A 15361-nucleotide genomic window follows, 5' to 3' on the forward strand; every position below is an offset into this window, starting at 1 on the left:
TTAAAATTAAGCGTTGATCGCGTTGATGACAACTTTTGTATATGGTTGACGGTGGCCTTGTTTACGGTGGCTACCTTTTTTAGGTTTGTACTTGTAAGTAACAACTTTCTTTTGTTTTCCTTGTTTTTCAACAGTTCCAACTACAGTAGCTCCAGCAACAAGTGGAGTTCCGACAACAGTGTTTTCACCACCAACAAGAACAACTTCGTTAAAAGTAACTTCTTGACCAGCTTCAACGTTCAATTTTTCAACGTAAACTGCTTGACCAACTTCAACTTTAACTTGTTTTCCGCCAGTTTTGATAATTGCGTATGTGCTCATTATGCACCTCCTATGATTTTTAGGGTTTCCCCGTATTTTTGTGAAGACTCGCCTAGCATCGTGGGACGAACCACTTAAAAGAAGAGCTCTAAGTATAACAAAGTTTAAATTTTGTATACGATGAGCAACGATGTTCGTGCGGTTGCACAGGACTGTGCATAGTCAACTCTTCGATTATAGCATATCTTCTTTTTTCTTACAAGTAAAATCAATTAAAATTAAGTTTTTTCTCTCCTTTTTTTCTCCAAGAAGCAAAAAGCATGCTGAAGTAAAAGATACTCATCATAAGAGGAACACCTAGAATTGTCTTCTCCTGATAGTAAATCGTCAAATAAGCTGAAAAAACAACTCCGAAGACAAAACTGCTAAGCAAGCTAATAAAAATCAAGCCCTCTCGTAGGAAAGGCGTATGCTTGGTCCGGAAATAATCTCCAAAAGCCAACATGGTACGTTTAATATTCCCCGTCATAAAAGCATTATTATAGGCAATCCCTGATACTTCTCCAAAAGCAGTTGTCACCAGTCCCATACAGAAGGCCAATGGCGGTACGAGATAGATATTTTCTACAGTTTGCGGCACAAAGCCAATAATTAGGGACAGGACTGCAAGTGGAATTACGGACAAAATTGGCTTTTTAACAATTCTCAATTTTTCCTTATAAACTGTTAGTAAAAAGACCCCCATCATGAAAGCTAGTAAAGTGAGGACCTTGTCCCTAACATCTGAAACATTGTCTTGGATTAATTCAACTGATAGAAAAACCACATTCCCTGTTTGGCCTGCTACTAGGGTATTCCCTCGCACGATAAATGTATAGGCATCGACATATCCTGCACAAAAAGTCAAAAAAAGCGCTAGCCTCTTAGACTGACGTGATATTTTTCTTATTGGTAATAATCTCATTTTCTCCCCCCTTCTCATTTCATCTACTTATCTAAATATTGTACCACTTTCTCCAAGAAATTCGTAGCCCATTTGAAAATTTTTATCATCTGTTGGATAGTCCTTCTTTTCTATGTTATAATGAAGGAAGAATTTGAAGTCGGAAAAGGAGTATTTATGCTTAAATTAGGTGTCATCGGAACAGGGGCTATCAGCCATCATTTCATAGAAACAGCCCATGCTAGCGGAGAATACCAGCTGGTTGCAGTCTATTCTAGAAAACTAGAAACTGCCGCAACCTTTGCTTCTCGCTATGAAAATATCCAACTCTTTGATCAATTAGAAGACTTCTTTAAGTCTTCCTTTGATGTGGTCTATATCGCCAGTCCAAACTCCTTGCATTTTGTTCAAGCCAAGGCCGCCTTGTCTGCTGGCAAGCATGTCATTCTTGAAAAACCAGCTGTCACTCAGCCACAAGAGTGGCTGGATTTGAGACAGACAGCTGAGAAAAATCACTGTTTTATCTTTGAAGCGACTCGTAATTACCACGAGGAAGCTTTTACTACTATTAAGGTTTTTTTGGCAGACAAGCAAATTTGGGGAGCAGATTTCAACTATGCCAAGTATTCTTCCAAGATGCCTGACTTATTGGCTGGAAACACTCCAAATGTCTTTTCAGACCGTTTTGCTGGTGGAGCCCTTATGGACCTGGGGATTTATCCTCTCTATGCTGCCGTTCGCCTCTTTGGAAAGGCTCAAGACGCGATTTATCAAGCTCAACAGCTTGACAATAGCATTGACCTAAATGGAGACGGTATCCTCTTCTACCCTGACTTTCAAGTTCATATCAAAGCTGGGAAAAACATCACTTCCAATCTTCCTTGTGAGATTTACACAGCAGATGGAACCTTGACCCTTAACACGATTGAACATGTCCGCTCAGCTATTTTTAGCGACCACCAAGGAAATCAAGTTCAACTCCCTATCCAACAGGCTCCTCATACGATGACTGAGGAAGTTGCTGCGTTTGCTCAGATGATCCAGCAACCAGACCAGACGATCTACCAGACTTGGCTGGATGATGCAAGCTCTATTCATGAGCTACTCTATACCATGCGCCAGACTGCTGGCATTAGATTTGAGGCAGAAAAATGAAAACCAAACTACCGACTGAATGGCAGGAATTGAGTGACCAACTCGGTTTCCAAGAATTTACCCCCATTCAAACTCAACTATTTGAGCCTATACTTGCTGGAGAAAACCTCCTAGGAGTGAGCCCAACAGGAACTGGTAAGACCCTCGCTTACCTCCTACCAAGCCTTCTCAGACTACAAAAGAAAAAAGCCCAGCAACTCTTGATTCTAGCACCAAATACAGAACTGGCTGGGCAGATTTTTGACGTATGTAAAACGTGGGCTGAAGCTATCGGCTTGACTGCTCAGCTCTTCTTATCAGGTTCCAGTCAAAAACGCCAGATTGAACGCCTTAAAAAAGGACCAGAAATTCTCATCGGAACTCCTGGCCGTATCTTTGAGTTGATTAAATTGAAAAAAATCAAGATGATGAATGTGGAAACCCTCATCCTGGATGAATTTGACCAATTGCTCGATGATTCTCAGATTCACTTTGTCGAGAAAATCACCCACTACGCACCTCGTGACCATCAACTCATCTACATGAGTGCTACGACCAAGTTTGACCAAGAAAAGATTGCTCCAAACACGCGCACCATTGATCTTTCTGACCAAAAGTTGGACAACATCCAACACTTCTACATGCAGGTGGACCAACGTCACCGAGTGGATATGCTACGAAAACTGGCTCATGTAGAGGATTTTCGTGCCCTTGTCTTCTTTAACAGTTTGTCAGACCTTGGAAGTGCAGAGGAGAAATTGCAGTATCGGGATATCTTGGTTGTTTCCCTTGCTAGCGATGTCAATGTTAAATTTCGAAAAGTCATCTTAGAAAAGTTTAAAGACAAACAGCTAACCCTGCTCCTTGCAACTGACCTTCTGGCTCGTGGTATTGACATTGATAGCTTGGAATGTGTTGTCAACTTCGACGTCCCTAGAGATATGGAAACCTATACCCACCGTGCTGGCCGTACAGGTCGCATGGGTAAAGAAGGCTATGTTATCACTCTGGTAACCCATCCTGAAGACCTTAAAAAACTCAAGAAATTCGCAAGTGTGCGTGAAATTGTCCTAAAAAATCAAGAACTCTATATAAAATAAGGTTGGCTTCCGCCAACCTTTTTCTTATCCCCAAGTAATTTCTAATTGATAGCTGGCAAAGGGATGTCCCTCTTGATTTTGCATTTGATAGGCTAGCTCAATCTTTTGCCCATCCAGTTTGTAGTGATTCGTTTGAATGATAAACTCTTGCATCCCCATCGGAGTAGGAATATAGGCCAAGCTATCACTATCTTTTAGAAAACGCATGATAGCCTTCGGACTCGAGAAACGGGTCATCACTAGTTCTTCTTCATGAAACTTGAGAACAACTTTTTCCTTTTCCTCATTATAAAAGAGTAAATAGGTAAAATCTCCTTTTTCACGCACTTCCACGTTATAGAGCTGGTCAATCACTTCCAACTGTTCATCAAACTGAATCGTATTTCGCATCCGAATCTTCACATCAGGTCCTCTTTCTTGTCTCTTGTCCTACTATTTTACCAAAAACTCTAGCTTTTTGCTATAATGGTCATATGAACGAAAAAGTATTCCGTGACCCTGTTCACAACTATATCCATGTAAACAACCAGGTCATCTATGACTTGATCAATACAAAAGAATTTCAACGTCTGCGTCGTATCAAACAGCTAGGGACTTCCAGCTATACTTTCCATGGTGGAGAACACAGTCGCTTTTCCCACTGTCTAGGAGTCTATGAGATCGCTCGTCGTATCACGGAGATTTTTGAAGAAAAATATCCTGAAGAATGGGATCCTGCTGAATCTCTCTTGACCATGACCGCTGCGCTCCTTCATGACCTCGGGCATGGTGCCTATTCCCATACTTTTGAGCATCTCTTTGATACAGATCATGAAGCCATTACCCAGGAAATCATCCAAAGTCCTGAGACAGAGATTCACAAAGTCCTGCTACAAGTGGCACCTGATTTCCCCAAAAAGGTGGCTAGCGTCATCGACCATACCTATCCTAACAAGCAGGTCGTACAGCTCATTTCTAGTCAGATTGATGCGGACCGTATGGACTATCTCTTGCGCGACTCCTATTTTACAGGAGCATCTTATGGGGAATTTGACCTGACACGGATCCTCCGAGTGATTCGCCCAGTCGAAAATGGGATCGCCTTTCAGCGCAATGGCATGCACGCTATTGAAGACTATGTCCTCAGTCGCTACCAGATGTATATGCAGGTTTATTTCCACCCAGCAACTCGGGCCATGGAAGTTCTCCTACAGAATCTCCTCAAACGTGCCAAGGAACTCTATCCTGAAGACAAGGACTTCTTTGCACGCACTTCTCCTCATTTGCTACCTTTTTTTGAAAAGAAAGTTGATCTATCTGACTATCTGGCTCTGGATGATGGCGTGATGAATACCTACTTCCAACTCTGGATGACCAGTCCTGACAAGATACTAGCAGACTTGTCGCAACGCTTTGTCAACCGCAAGGTCTTTAAATCCATCACCTTTTCACAAGAAGACCAAGACCAACTCGCAACCATGAGACAACTGGTTGAAGAAATCGGTTTTGATCCAGACTACTACACTGCCATTCATAAGAACTTTGACCTTCCTTATGATATCTATCGTCCCGAATCTGAAAATCCACGGACTCAGATTGAGATTTTACAGAAAAATGGTGAACTGGCGGAACTCTCTAGCCTGTCTCCTATCGTCCAATCCCTTGCTGGCAGTCGCCACGGAGATAATCGTTTCTATTTTCCAAAAGAAATGTTGGACCAAAACAGTATCTTTGCTAGCATTACCCAGCAATTTTTACACTTGATTGAGAACGATCATTTTACCCCAAATAAAAACTAGAAGAGGAAATTTATGAGTATTAAACTAATCGCCGTTGATATCGATGGTACCCTAGTCAACAGTAAAAAGGAGATCACTCCGGAAGTCTTTTCTGCCATCCAAGACGCCAAACAAGCCGGTGTCAAAGTCGTGATTGCAACGGGCCGCCCTATCGCAGGCGTTGCCAAACTTCTGGACGACTTGCAGCTGAGAGACCAAGGTGACTATGTAGTGACCTTCAACGGTGCCCTTGTCCAAGAGACTGCTACTGGCCATGAGATTATCAGTGAATCCTTGACTTATGAGGATTATCTGGATATGGAATTCCTCAGTCGTAAGCTCGGTGTCCACATGCACGCGATTACCAAGGACGGAATCTATACTGCCAATCGCAATATCGGAAAATACACGGTGCACGAATCAACCCTCGTCAGCATGCCTATTTTCTACCGCACTCCTGAAGAAATGGCTGACAAGGAAATCGTCAAATGTATGTTTATCGATGAACCTGAGATTCTCGATGCTGCGATTGAAAAAATCCCAGCAGAATTTTACGAACGCTACTCCATCAACAAATCTGCTCCTTTCTACCTCGAACTCCTTAAAAAGAATGTAGACAAGGGCTCAGCCATCACTCACCTAGCTGAAAAACTCGGATTGACCAAAGATGAAACCATGGCGATCGGGGACGAAGAAAATGACCGTGCCATGCTGGAAGTCGTTGGCAACCCCGTTGTTATGGAAAATGGAAATCCAGAACTCAAAAAAATCGCCAAATACATCACCAAAACAAATGACGAATCTGGCGTAGCCCATGCCATCCGTACGTGGGTACTGTAGAAGGGTAAGAATAGACAAAAACCGCTCAGCTGAGCGGTTTTTTGATATCTACTTACTGCCCCCTGCAGGAATCGAACCTGCAACTACTCCTTAGGAGGGAGTTGTTATATCCATTGAACTAAGGGAGCTAGATAAAAACTCTGCTGAAAAAGCAGAGTTTTTAGTCGAATTAACGACGGATTTCTTTGATACGAGCTGCCTTACCTTGAAGTGCACGCAAGTAGTACAATTTCGCACGACGTACTTTACCGTAACGAACAACTTCGATCTTTTCAACACGTGGAGTGTGGATTGGGAAAATACGCTCAACACCTACACCGTTAGAGATTTTACGAACTGTGTAGTTTTCTGAGATGCCAGCACCTTTACGTGCGATAACAACACCTTCAAAAATCTGGATACGTTCACGGTTACCTTCGACAACTTTCGCGTGTACACGAACAGTGTCACCAGGACGGAATGATGGGATATCTGTACGAAGTTGACCCTCAGTCAAGCTTTGGATTAATGGATTCATTTTATTCTCCTATCTTTGTCAATCTTGAGGAACCTTCCTCAGCGGATAAACTGTATTTTTGTGCGTCCATTACACACAGAAACTATCATATCAGATATTTTCAGGTTTGTAAAGCTCTTTTCTCTACTTTTTTGCAACTTTTTGACCGGAATAAATGCTCCACTCTTTCGGCAGGCAATAGGCGATGGCACAAGCAATCACAAAGAAAGGAAGATTGCCATAGCCAAAGACTTCTCCTCCGATCAAGATTGGTGCGAGCAAGGTTGTAGTCGCACTACCAAAGACACTGGCATAACCGATAGCAGCAACGACCAAGACTGGAAGCCCCAGTATAGGTGCGAGAAAAACGCCAAGCGTAGCTCCGATCGCAAAGAGCGGCGTCACTTCTCCTCCTTGGTATCCAGCAGAGATAGTCACCACGGTAAAGAGGAGCTTGAGGATCCAGTCATAAGGCTGCGCACTCCCCTGATGAAAGGCTACATCAATCAAATTGGTTCCGAGCCCACTATAAGAGCCTACCTTGGTCAGCTGAAGCGTCAAGAGGACCAAGCTGAGTCCAGCCCCTATGACAGCAATCCGGATATACGGATTAGGCAAGACTTGAGCGACTGTTTTTTTCAACCAAGAAAGGCTAACTGCAAAGAGCTTCCCAGCGAGGCCAAAAGCCAAGCCAAGAAGGGCAACTTTGATCAAGGTCTCTGGTGTCCAGCTCAACGTTTCCTTGAGTGGCACAGCAAATTTCTCCAAGCCAAGAGCATGAGAGGTGAAGCTCGCCACGATCGAGGCGATGAGAGCTGGATAGAGGGCAATCAGCTGAAATTCCCCAACGGTCAAAACTTCAAGGGCAAAGAAGGTAGCAGCTAGTGGCGTCTGAAAGAGCCCCGCAAAACCTGCTGCCATCCCGGTCATAAGAAAAATACGTGAAGCATCGGCTATCTTGATATGACGGGCAAAACGATGCGAAAGGGTTGCTCCAATCTGGACAGCTACGCCTTCCCGACCAACCGAACCACCAAAGAGGTGGCTCATCCAGGTCGTCAGCATGATCAAAGGCACCAAGACCACGGGGATTTCCTCCTCACGCGCGTGCCCAACATCAAAAACTAGGCCCATCCCTTTTGATGCCTTGCCACCAAAACGTTTATAGAGATAAACGATGACAAGCCCTGCTAAAGCTAGGAAAAGAATCAAGGGCCAGTGCTGGCTTCGAACATCTCCGATTAGGAGAAGGCCTTGGCCAAAAATCACATCAATGGTACCGACCAAGAGACCAATGAAGAGGGCCATCCCTGTCAGCACCATATACTGTTTTGCTTTTTCCTTGATGGATAGACTAGTCACGCGCCCTGACCTCCTCTTGGTAAGTTCTAGAGTGTTTCATCATATCTTGAAACTGGGCTTGAATGGTCGTGCGATACTGCTCATCCATCACAAGAGAACCGACTTTTTCTAGCACTTCTCTTTCCCTTCCCTGGTCGAGCACAGGGAGTCCCTTTTGCTCCTTATATTCTACAATCTGACCGACACAAACCATCCGTTTTTCCAGCAAGGCTACAAGCTCTTGATCGATTTGATCAATTTCTTGCCGAATACTATTTAAATCCATAGTGTCTCCTCCTTTATTTGAATTATTGTATCAAAAAGCCACCAAATAGGCTAGTAAAATCCCAAAATAACTAATAAAAAACGCACTGACTCCTTCTAGTCAGCGCAGTTTGATTCTTATCCTACTTTTGCAGCCAATTCTTCTGCGAATTGTTCCAAGCGTTCGATGTCTTCTTCCTCAGCAGAAAGATCAACTTTGACACATTCTGAACCTTTTTCTGCTCCTGTCGCTACAAATACACGATCAAAGTCATCAACAGCCTTACAGAATTCGTCGTAGAAGGTATCTCCTGAACCGACCACTCCGTAGATTTTGCCATTTAAGTTGAGGTCTGCTAGGTCTTCATAAAAGTCCATCATCTCATCTGGCAATTCTCCATCACCATAAGTATAGGTCGCAACGATTGCGATATCCGCTTCCAAGAAGTCTGAAGCGTCAACAGTCGTACATTCATCAACATCGACATCCAAGCCCAAGTCACGTAATTTGTCTGCTACAATATCTGCAATCTCTTCGGTATTACCGGTCATACTGGCAAATACAATTTTTGCTAATGCCATATCGTCCTCCTCAATTTATCTTTCTCCATTATATCATATCTTTTTCATTTTAAAAATAAAAATTCTTGTGCTACAATGAAATGAGAAAGAATTGAGGTTATTTATGGAAATTTGCCAGCAAATTTTAAAGAAAATCAAAGAATACGATACCATTATTATTCATCGTCATATGAAGCCAGACCCTGATGCCTTAGGGAGTCAGGTAGGCTTAAAAGTTCTTCTTACACACCATTTTCCAGAAAAGACCATCAAAGCAGTCGGTTTTAACGAACCAACTCTAACCTGGATGGCAGAAATGGATACTGTCCAAGATAGTGACTACCAAGGTGCTCTTGCTATTATTTGTGATACAGCGAATCGTCCTCGTATCGATGATAAACGCTACGAACAAGCTGCTTTCACCATCAAAATCGATCACCATCCAAATGATGATATCTATGGTGACCTATCTTGGGTGGATACAAGTTCGAGCAGTGCCAGTGAAATGATTGCATTATTTGCTCAAGAAAATCAGCTAACTTTGTCTAGTGAAGCAGCACGACTTCTCTATGCAGGAATTGTCGGGGACACGGGCCGTTTTCTCTACCCGTCAACTAGTGCTCGTACCTTTAAAATAGCTGCCCAGCTCCGAGAGATTGATTTTGACTTTGCTGGATTGTCTCGTCAAATGGATACCATGAGCTTCAAGATTGCAAAATTGCAAGGGTATGTTTATGATCACTTAGAAGTTGATGAGAATGGGGCTGCACGCGTTCTGCTTACTCAAGACATCTTGGAAAAATATAAGGTTACGGATGCTGAAACAGCAGCGATTGTTGGGGCACCTGGTCGAATTGATACCGTTAAGGCTTGGGCCATCTTTGTTGAGCAAGTTGACGGTCACTTCCGTGTGCGTATGCGCAGTAAAATCACCCCTATCAATGAAATTGCCAAAGAACACGACGGAGGAGGACATCCATTAGCTAGTGGCGCCAATTCCTATAGTCTAGAAGAAAACGAAATCATCTATCAAAAGTTAAAAAACTTGCTTAAAAACTGATAAAATACTTGCCAAACTTTTCAGAATCTGATAGACTAGTAGGGTAACAATCTATGGCTCGCAAAGAGACCATGGCAGAAAGGAAATATTGCAAAATGAAAAAAGATATCCATCCAGAATATCGCCCAGTTGTCTTCATGGACACAACTACTGGTTACAAATTCCTTAGCGGTTCAACTAAACGCTCTAACGAAACTGTTGAGTTCGAAGGCGAAACTTACCCATTGATCCGTGTGGAAATTTCATCAGACTCACACCCATTCTACACTGGACGTCAAAAGTTCACTCAAGCAGATGGACGTGTGGATCGTTTCAACAAAAAATACGGTCTCAAATAATAAGAAAAAGAACAGTTTCAACTGTTCTTTTTTTTTACTTCTTTTTATGAATCAACTGCTACTATTATCTCAATATCAAGCTTTAAGCTAGTGCCGAGAACTAATTTCAAACAAGTTTAAAAAATATCGAAAAGAAGTTTGATATTGAGAATGGTTAAGATAATAGAAACTGCGTAACCTAGGATGGTGTTCCACTTGGCATTGGTAAATTCTCCCATCAGTGACTTCTTAGAAGTCAGATAGATTAAGGGGAAGATTGAAAACGGAAGAGCTATTGAAAGAAAGACCTGTGAATAAACCAATAACTGATCCAAGGTTTTTTCCTGATACCCAAATAAAACGGCGACTATAATCACAGGTAGCAAGGCAAAAATACGGGTACCGATACGGATAAGCCACTGAGGCAATCTTAGATGTAAGAAACCTTCCATGACAATCTGTCCTGTCAAAGTGCCTGTAATGGTCGAATTTTGACCACTTGCTAAGAGGGCTAGAGCAAATAAAGTTGACAGAGTGGAACTGGCTATCGCTCCTGCTATTGTCGAATCCTGTAAAGCATTGTACATTTGGGAGAAAGCTGAAATTTCAGATGCATGACCGAAAAAGAGGGAGGCCCCTAAAATGAGAAGTAAGGAATTGACAATAAAGGCTAGGGACAACTGAAGATTTGAATCCCAGGTCATAAAGCGAACTGCTTTTCGAACATCCTTCTTATCTTTGTGATTGATTTTCCTTGTTTGGGATAGAGAGGAATGAAGATAGAGATTATGGGGCATGACTGTCGCACCTACAATCCCTAGAGCCAAGGTCAATTGACTTTCATGACCTGGTAACGGTGTTTCGAATAAAGTTGAAGTTGGCAAATAACCACCAATGATCCCCTGGATACTTGGATTAGATAAGGCCACAAGATAGGTAAAGATGGCTAATATGGTTAAAATAAGAGTCGTAACAATGGCTTCAATTTTTTTGAAGCCAAATTTCATCAATAAAAGTAACAAAAATACATCTAAAACGGTTAGAAGGATAGCAATCATAATCGGTATTTTAAACAAAAGATTTAAGGCAATCGCTGAACCTAGAACCTCAGCCAAGTCTGTCGCCATTAAAGCTAATTCTAAAATCACCCACAAACTATAGCGAAGCCACTTGGGAGCATGATGAGCTGTTGCCTGTGCTAGGTCCATCTTAGTTACGATACCGAGCTTTCCAGCCATCTGTTGTAACTGCATAGCAATGATGGAAGAAATCAAAATAACAAATAAGAGACTATATTTGTAGGAGGCACCACCAACCACGCTGGTGATCCAGTTTCCTGGATCCATGTAGCCAACTGCCACAAGTGCACCAGGTCCTAAGAATGCTTTTAGATTTTGCCAAAAATGATTGTTATTTGGAGTCTCAATAGATTGATTGATCTCAGAAAGAGAGACTTTTTCATAAGAGGACATAGGGATTTCCCACTTTCTAATCTGTCTTTACATATTTCTTAATAGAATATTTTTTTGAAAGAATGATGAAAATAGTTTACCTATTTCCAATTCACCCTTATTATATCACATTTTTGAATGATTCCTAAGAAAACAAATGATAGTTGAAATAAACAATATCAGTATTGTAAAAGCCAGCGTTTTTTGACGCTGGCTTTAAAACTGTGAAAAATATTTCTCAACTAGATCGCTTCTGTGACAAAACTACGGCTTTCCAGTACTTTGAGCATGGCATTGGCTGTATCTAGGGCTGTAAAGAGGGGCACCCCGTGTTCAATGGCTGAACGGCGGATTTGCTCACCATCTTCATCAGCAGTTCGTTTGGTTCCGACAGTATTGATGATAGCTTGGATTTTTCCTTTACGGACATAGCTTGGGATATCATGTTCATCGTCACCAATCTTACCAACAGGTTGGGCTTGAAGTCCATGACTGGCAAAGAAGGTTGCTGTCCCTTCTGTTGCGAGGATACCATAGCCGATATTTTGGAAACGACGAGCCAAGTCCAAGGCCTCTTCTTTGGCATCAACAGCAATGGTAAAGACCACATTTCCAAAGGTTGGCAAGTGAAGATAAGAAGCTTCAAAAGCCTTGTACAAAGCTTTTTCAAGAGTTGTATCAGAACCCATAACTTCCCCTGTTGACTTCATTTCAGGCCCGAGCAAGCTATCTACCTTAGCTAGTTTCGTAAAGGAGAAGACAGGCGCCTTGATATGAACGCGAGTGCTTTCTGGATAAAGGCCATCTTGGTAGCCAAGTTCTTCAAGACTTTGACCAAGAATGAGCTTAGTCGCTACCTGAGCCATAGGAATATTAGTTACCTTAGAAAGGAAGGGCACCGTACGGCTGGCACGTGGATTGACCTCAATAACGTAGACTTTTTCATCCTTAATTACAAACTGAATGTTCATCATTCCGAGACAGTTAAGACCGATTGCTAGGCGTTTGGTATAGTCTGCAATGGTTTCTTGAACCTTTTGCGACAAGGTTTGCGGTGGGTAAACGGCCATTGAGTCACCTGAGTGGACACCAGCACGTTCGATATGCTCCATGATACCAGGGATAAGGACATTTTCTCCGTCTGAGATGGCATCAACTTCACACTCTTGCCCAACGATGTAAGAGTCAACAAGAACTGGGTGGTCTGGACTAGCCTTAACAGCAGTTCGCATGTAAGAACGAAGGTCTTCTTCGTTTTCAACAATTTCCATGGCACGTCCACCCAAGACATAAGACGGGCGAACAAGGACTGGGAAACCAATCTTGCGTGCTGCAAGCACTGCCTCTTCTTCATTGGTTGCTGTCTGTCCTGGTGGCTGTGGAATGTCCAAATCCTTGAGGGCTTGCTCGAAGAGGTCGCGGTCTTCTGCACGGTCTAGGTCAGCGACTTGCGTACCAAGGATGGTCACACCTGCTTTTGCCAAAGGCTCCGCAAGGTTGATAGCTGTTTGACCACCAAACTGAACGATAACGCCTTTTGGTTGCTCCAAGTCAATGACATTCATGACATCTTCGAATGTCAATGGTTCAAAGTAGAGCTTGTCAGACACAGAGAAGTCTGTCGAAACGGTCTCTGGGTTCGAGTTCATGATGATGGCTTCATAACCAGCTGCCTGGATAGCCTTAACCGAGTGAACGGTTGCGTAGTCAAACTCAACTCCTTGTCCGATACGGATTGGACCTGAACCTAGAACTAGAACAGATTCCTTGTCAGATTTGATAGACTCATTTTCCCATCCATAGGTTGAATAGAAATATGGTGTTTCAGAGTCGAATTCTGCCGCACAAGTATCGACCATCTTGTAAACTGGGACAATCTTGTTTTCCAAGCGAACTTGGCGAACTTGGTCAGCTGTCGTTTTCCAGAGTTCCGCAATCTTACGGTCTGAGAAACCATTAAGTTTAGCAGTTTTCAAGACTTCTAGATCTTGTGGATGGACACCCAATTCTTGCTCAATTTCAAAGATGTGCAAGAGTTTATCAAGATAGAAGATATCAATCTTGGTCAATTCAGCAATTTCTTCTGGTGTGTAACCACGGCGAATAGCTTCTGAAACGTAGAAGAGACGGTCATCTTGGGCTTTCACAACCTTTTCAATCAAGGCATCATCAGAAACAGAAGCAAGCTCCGGCATTTCATTGTGGTGAACCCCAATTTCAAGTGAGCGACAGGCTTTTAGAAGAGATTCCTCGATGTTACGACCGATCGCCATAACTTCCCCAGTCGCCTTCATCTGTGTACCAAGACGGCGTTCGCCCTTTTCAAACTTGTCAAATGGGAAACGAGGAATCTTGGCAACTACATAGTCGAGGGCTGGCTCAAACATGGCATAGGTTGAACCTGTAACTGGGTTGATAACCTCATCTAGGGTCAAGCCAACTGCAATCTTGGCAGCCAACTTAGCAATTGGGTAACCTGTCGCCTTAGAAGCAAGGGCTGACGAACGCGATACACGAGGGTTTACTTCGATGACATAGTACTTGAAGCTGTGGGGATCAAGGGCCAGCTGAACGTTACACCCACCTTCAATCTTGAGGGCGCGAATAATGCTCAAGCTCGCGTCACGTAGCATTTGGTTTTCATAGTCTGACATGGTTTGCGCAGGGGCGAATACAATGGAATCCCCTGTATGAATTCCAACTGGGTCAAAGTTTTCCATGTTACAAACAACGAGGGCATTGTCAGCTGAATCGCGCATGACTTCGTACTCGATTTCCTTGAAACCTGCGATTGAACGTTCAATCAAACATTGGGTAACAGGTGACAATTTCAACCCATTTTCAGCGATTTCACGTAGTTCTTCCTCGTTGGCACACATACCACCACCAGTACCACCTAGGGTAAAGGCTGGACGGACGATAACTGGGTAACCGATTGTTGCTGCAAAGGCAACTGCTTCTTCTACTGTGTTAACAATTTCAGATTCTGGAATGGGTTGCTCAAGCTCTTCCATCAATTGTTTAAAGAGGTCACGGTCCTCAGCTTGGTCGATGGCCGATAATTTAGTACCCAGAAGTTCGACACCAAGTTCATCTAGGATACCATTTTTAGATAATTCCATGGCCATATTGAGCCCTGTTTGACCACCAAGAGTTGGAAGCAAAGCATCTGGGCGTTCCTTACGGAGAATACGTGTCACAAACTCCAGTGTAATCGGTTCGATGTAGACCTTGTCCGCAATCTCCTTGTCCGTCATGATAGTGGCAGGGTTTGAGTTCACCAAGACAACTTCATAACCTTCCTCTTTCAAAGACAAGCAGGCCTGGGTCCCAGCGTAGTCAAACTCAGCAGCCTGACCAATAATAATCGGACCAGAACCAATCACCATAATTTTTTGAATATCAGTACGTTTAGGCATAGTTTATGATACAAAGCCCGTCAAGAACAAAGTGAAAATAGGAAACTCGGTGCAGACGCCTTTAGCGTCAAGACGATGTTTATCTTTTTCACACAGTTCTTAGGGCGTGTTCACTTCCGCGAACAATGTATCTTCTCCTTTCTATTCGGCAACTCTCGGGTTGCCATTAAATAAATTCTACGACGATTTTTTAGAGAAACGATATTTTTCGATAAAAAATCTAGTGCAGGGAGTTTTTAGTTCGCCTGGTAGCGACTAAAAGAAACGACCTGCCTTTCTATTCGGCAACTCTCAGGTTGCCATTAAATAAGATACAAAGGACGAATAGAAAGCGATTGAATTTTAGGAAACCAAGGAAGGATTGACAATCCAAGTTGGTTTCTCTAAATTCCTAGCTTTCCGTCCGTGTTCAGTTAC

The 15361-nt window shown here is 42.9% G+C and carries 15 protein-coding genes, 1 tRNA gene and 1 other annotated feature; of the genes, 6 read left to right on the forward strand and 10 right to left on the reverse strand.

Translation table 11 applies throughout. The annotated features are described in order from the left end of the window. Positions 1 to 6: 6 nt before the first annotated feature. On the reverse strand, positions 7 to 321 hold the full coding sequence (gene rplU, locus ACIY14_RS03955) for a 50S ribosomal protein L21 (RefSeq protein ID WP_000109141.1): 315 nt from the start codon (positions 319 to 321) through the stop codon (positions 7 to 9). Between the two features lie 34 nt (positions 322 to 355). Next, positions 356 to 475, reverse strand: a sequence feature (ribosomal protein L21 leader region). Positions 476 to 529: 54 nt separating this feature from the next. Beyond that, positions 530 to 1225 carry a YoaK family protein gene (locus ACIY14_RS03960; RefSeq protein ID WP_409001600.1) on the reverse strand — a complete coding sequence of 232 codons (696 nt, stop codon included), beginning with the start codon at positions 1223 to 1225 and terminating at the stop codon, positions 530 to 532. 156 nt (positions 1226 to 1381) lie between these two features. On the opposite strand from ACIY14_RS03960, the gene ACIY14_RS03965 reads away from it, so the two are divergent. Next, positions 1382 to 2359 (forward strand): Gfo/Idh/MocA family protein, encoded by a 978-nt coding sequence (locus ACIY14_RS03965; RefSeq protein WP_409001601.1) that lies wholly within the window; start codon positions 1382 to 1384, stop codon positions 2357 to 2359. Further along, complete coding sequence (locus ACIY14_RS03970) at positions 2356 to 3438, forward strand: DEAD/DEAH box helicase (protein ID WP_409001602.1); 1083 nt, start codon at positions 2356 to 2358, stop codon at positions 3436 to 3438. The genes ACIY14_RS03965 and ACIY14_RS03970 overlap by 4 nt, the downstream gene beginning before the upstream one ends. 24 nt (positions 3439 to 3462) lie before the next feature. Here the strand turns inward: ACIY14_RS03970 and ACIY14_RS03975 are convergent, their stop codons facing one another. Beyond that, the gene (locus ACIY14_RS03975) at positions 3463 to 3840 is read right to left on the reverse strand and encodes a DUF1934 domain-containing protein (protein ID WP_125840304.1); all 378 of its coding nucleotides are present in this window, start codon (positions 3838 to 3840) and stop codon (positions 3463 to 3465) included. 71 nt (positions 3841 to 3911) lie between these two features. Here ACIY14_RS03975 and ACIY14_RS03980 point away from each other — a divergent pair, with 71 nt between their 5' ends. After that, positions 3912 to 5216 carry an HD domain-containing protein gene (locus tag ACIY14_RS03980; protein WP_409001603.1) on the forward strand — a complete coding sequence of 435 codons (1305 nt, stop codon included), beginning with the start codon at positions 3912 to 3914 and terminating at the stop codon, positions 5214 to 5216. A 12-nt stretch (positions 5217 to 5228) separates the two neighbouring features. Continuing rightward, entirely contained in the window at positions 5229 to 6035 is an 807-nt protein-coding gene (gene yidA / locus ACIY14_RS03985) for a sugar-phosphatase (protein ID WP_198464773.1), read from the forward strand. A 56-nt stretch (positions 6036 to 6091) separates the two neighbouring features. Here yidA and ACIY14_RS03990 read toward each other — a convergent pair. The 5 genes from ACIY14_RS03990 to ACIY14_RS04010 all read right to left on the reverse strand — a co-directional run bounded on the left by ACIY14_RS03990 (position 6092) and on the right by ACIY14_RS04010 (position 8718). Then, a tRNA-Arg gene (locus ACIY14_RS03990) sits at positions 6092 to 6163 on the reverse strand. A 41-nt stretch (positions 6164 to 6204) separates the two neighbouring features. Further along, on the reverse strand, positions 6205 to 6552 hold the full coding sequence (gene rplS / locus ACIY14_RS03995; RefSeq protein ID WP_001068669.1) for a 50S ribosomal protein L19: 348 nt from the start codon (positions 6550 to 6552) through the stop codon (positions 6205 to 6207). Positions 6553 to 6675: 123 nt separating this feature from the next. Beyond that, a complete protein-coding gene (locus tag ACIY14_RS04000) occupies positions 6676 to 7893 on the reverse strand; it encodes a chloride channel protein (protein ID WP_409001604.1) in 1218 nt (405 codons plus the stop codon). Further along, entirely contained in the window at positions 7886 to 8158 is a 273-nt protein-coding gene (locus ACIY14_RS04005) for a chorismate mutase (protein WP_409001605.1), read from the reverse strand. Before ACIY14_RS04005 ends, ACIY14_RS04000 begins: the two co-directional genes overlap by 8 nt. 116 nt (positions 8159 to 8274) lie before the next feature. Next, on the reverse strand, positions 8275 to 8718 hold the full coding sequence (locus ACIY14_RS04010; RefSeq protein WP_001162125.1) for a flavodoxin: 444 nt from the start codon (positions 8716 to 8718) through the stop codon (positions 8275 to 8277). A gap of 103 nt (positions 8719 to 8821) precedes the next feature. Here ACIY14_RS04010 and ACIY14_RS04015 point away from each other — a divergent pair, with 103 nt between their 5' ends. Together ACIY14_RS04015 and ACIY14_RS04020 are read left to right on the forward strand one after the other, a co-directional pair. Beyond that, a complete protein-coding gene (locus tag ACIY14_RS04015; RefSeq protein ID WP_409001606.1) occupies positions 8822 to 9757 on the forward strand; it encodes a DHH family phosphoesterase in 936 nt (311 codons plus the stop codon). Positions 9758 to 9852: 95 nt separating this feature from the next. Then, a complete protein-coding gene (locus ACIY14_RS04020; protein ID WP_000710762.1) occupies positions 9853 to 10095 on the forward strand; it encodes a type B 50S ribosomal protein L31 in 243 nt (80 codons plus the stop codon). A gap of 116 nt (positions 10096 to 10211) precedes the next feature. Here the strand turns inward: ACIY14_RS04020 and ACIY14_RS04025 are convergent, their stop codons facing one another. Both ACIY14_RS04025 and carB read right to left on the reverse strand, forming a co-directional pair. After that, entirely contained in the window at positions 10212 to 11546 is a 1335-nt protein-coding gene (locus tag ACIY14_RS04025) for an Nramp family divalent metal transporter (RefSeq protein WP_409001607.1), read from the reverse strand. Positions 11547 to 11767: 221 nt separating this feature from the next. After that, on the reverse strand, positions 11768 to 14944 hold the full coding sequence (gene carB, locus ACIY14_RS04030; RefSeq protein WP_409001608.1) for a carbamoyl-phosphate synthase large subunit: 3177 nt from the start codon (positions 14942 to 14944) through the stop codon (positions 11768 to 11770). Positions 14945 to 15361 lie beyond the last annotated feature (417 nt).

The sequence above is a fragment of the Streptococcus sp. ST16 genome (assembly GCF_046098135.1).
Lineage (GTDB): Bacteria > Bacillota > Bacilli > Lactobacillales > Streptococcaceae > Streptococcus.

Bases quoted from the DNA above. Each gene is read 5' to 3' on its own strand.
- ACIY14_RS04025 (WP_409001607.1), bottom strand. From the start codon at position 11,546: ATGTCCTCTTATGAAAAAGTCTCTCTTTCTGAGATCAATCAATCTATT.
- ACIY14_RS04015 (WP_409001606.1), top strand. From the start codon at position 8,822: ATGGAAATTTGCCAGCAAATTTTAAAGAAAATCAAAGAATACGATACC.
- rplU (WP_000109141.1), bottom strand. From the start codon at position 321: ATGAGCACATACGCAATTATCAAAACTGGCGGAAAACAAGTTAAAGTT.
- ACIY14_RS03960 (WP_409001600.1), bottom strand. From the start codon at position 1,225: ATGAGATTATTACCAATAAGAAAAATATCACGTCAGTCTAAGAGGCTA.
- ACIY14_RS04020 (WP_000710762.1), top strand. From the start codon at position 9,853: ATGAAAAAAGATATCCATCCAGAATATCGCCCAGTTGTCTTCATGGAC.
- ACIY14_RS03970 (WP_409001602.1), top strand. From the start codon at position 2,356: ATGAAAACCAAACTACCGACTGAATGGCAGGAATTGAGTGACCAACTC.
- ACIY14_RS03980 (WP_409001603.1), top strand. From the start codon at position 3,912: ATGAACGAAAAAGTATTCCGTGACCCTGTTCACAACTATATCCATGTA.
- rplS (WP_001068669.1), bottom strand. From the start codon at position 6,552: ATGAATCCATTAATCCAAAGCTTGACTGAGGGTCAACTTCGTACAGAT.
- carB (WP_409001608.1), bottom strand. From the start codon at position 14,944: ATGCCTAAACGTACTGATATTCAAAAAATTATGGTGATTGGTTCTGGT.
- ACIY14_RS04010 (WP_001162125.1), bottom strand. From the start codon at position 8,718: ATGGCATTAGCAAAAATTGTATTTGCCAGTATGACCGGTAATACCGAA.
- yidA (WP_198464773.1), top strand. From the start codon at position 5,229: ATGAGTATTAAACTAATCGCCGTTGATATCGATGGTACCCTAGTCAAC.
- ACIY14_RS04005 (WP_409001605.1), bottom strand. From the start codon at position 8,158: ATGGATTTAAATAGTATTCGGCAAGAAATTGATCAAATCGATCAAGAG.
- ACIY14_RS03965 (WP_409001601.1), top strand. From the start codon at position 1,382: ATGCTTAAATTAGGTGTCATCGGAACAGGGGCTATCAGCCATCATTTC.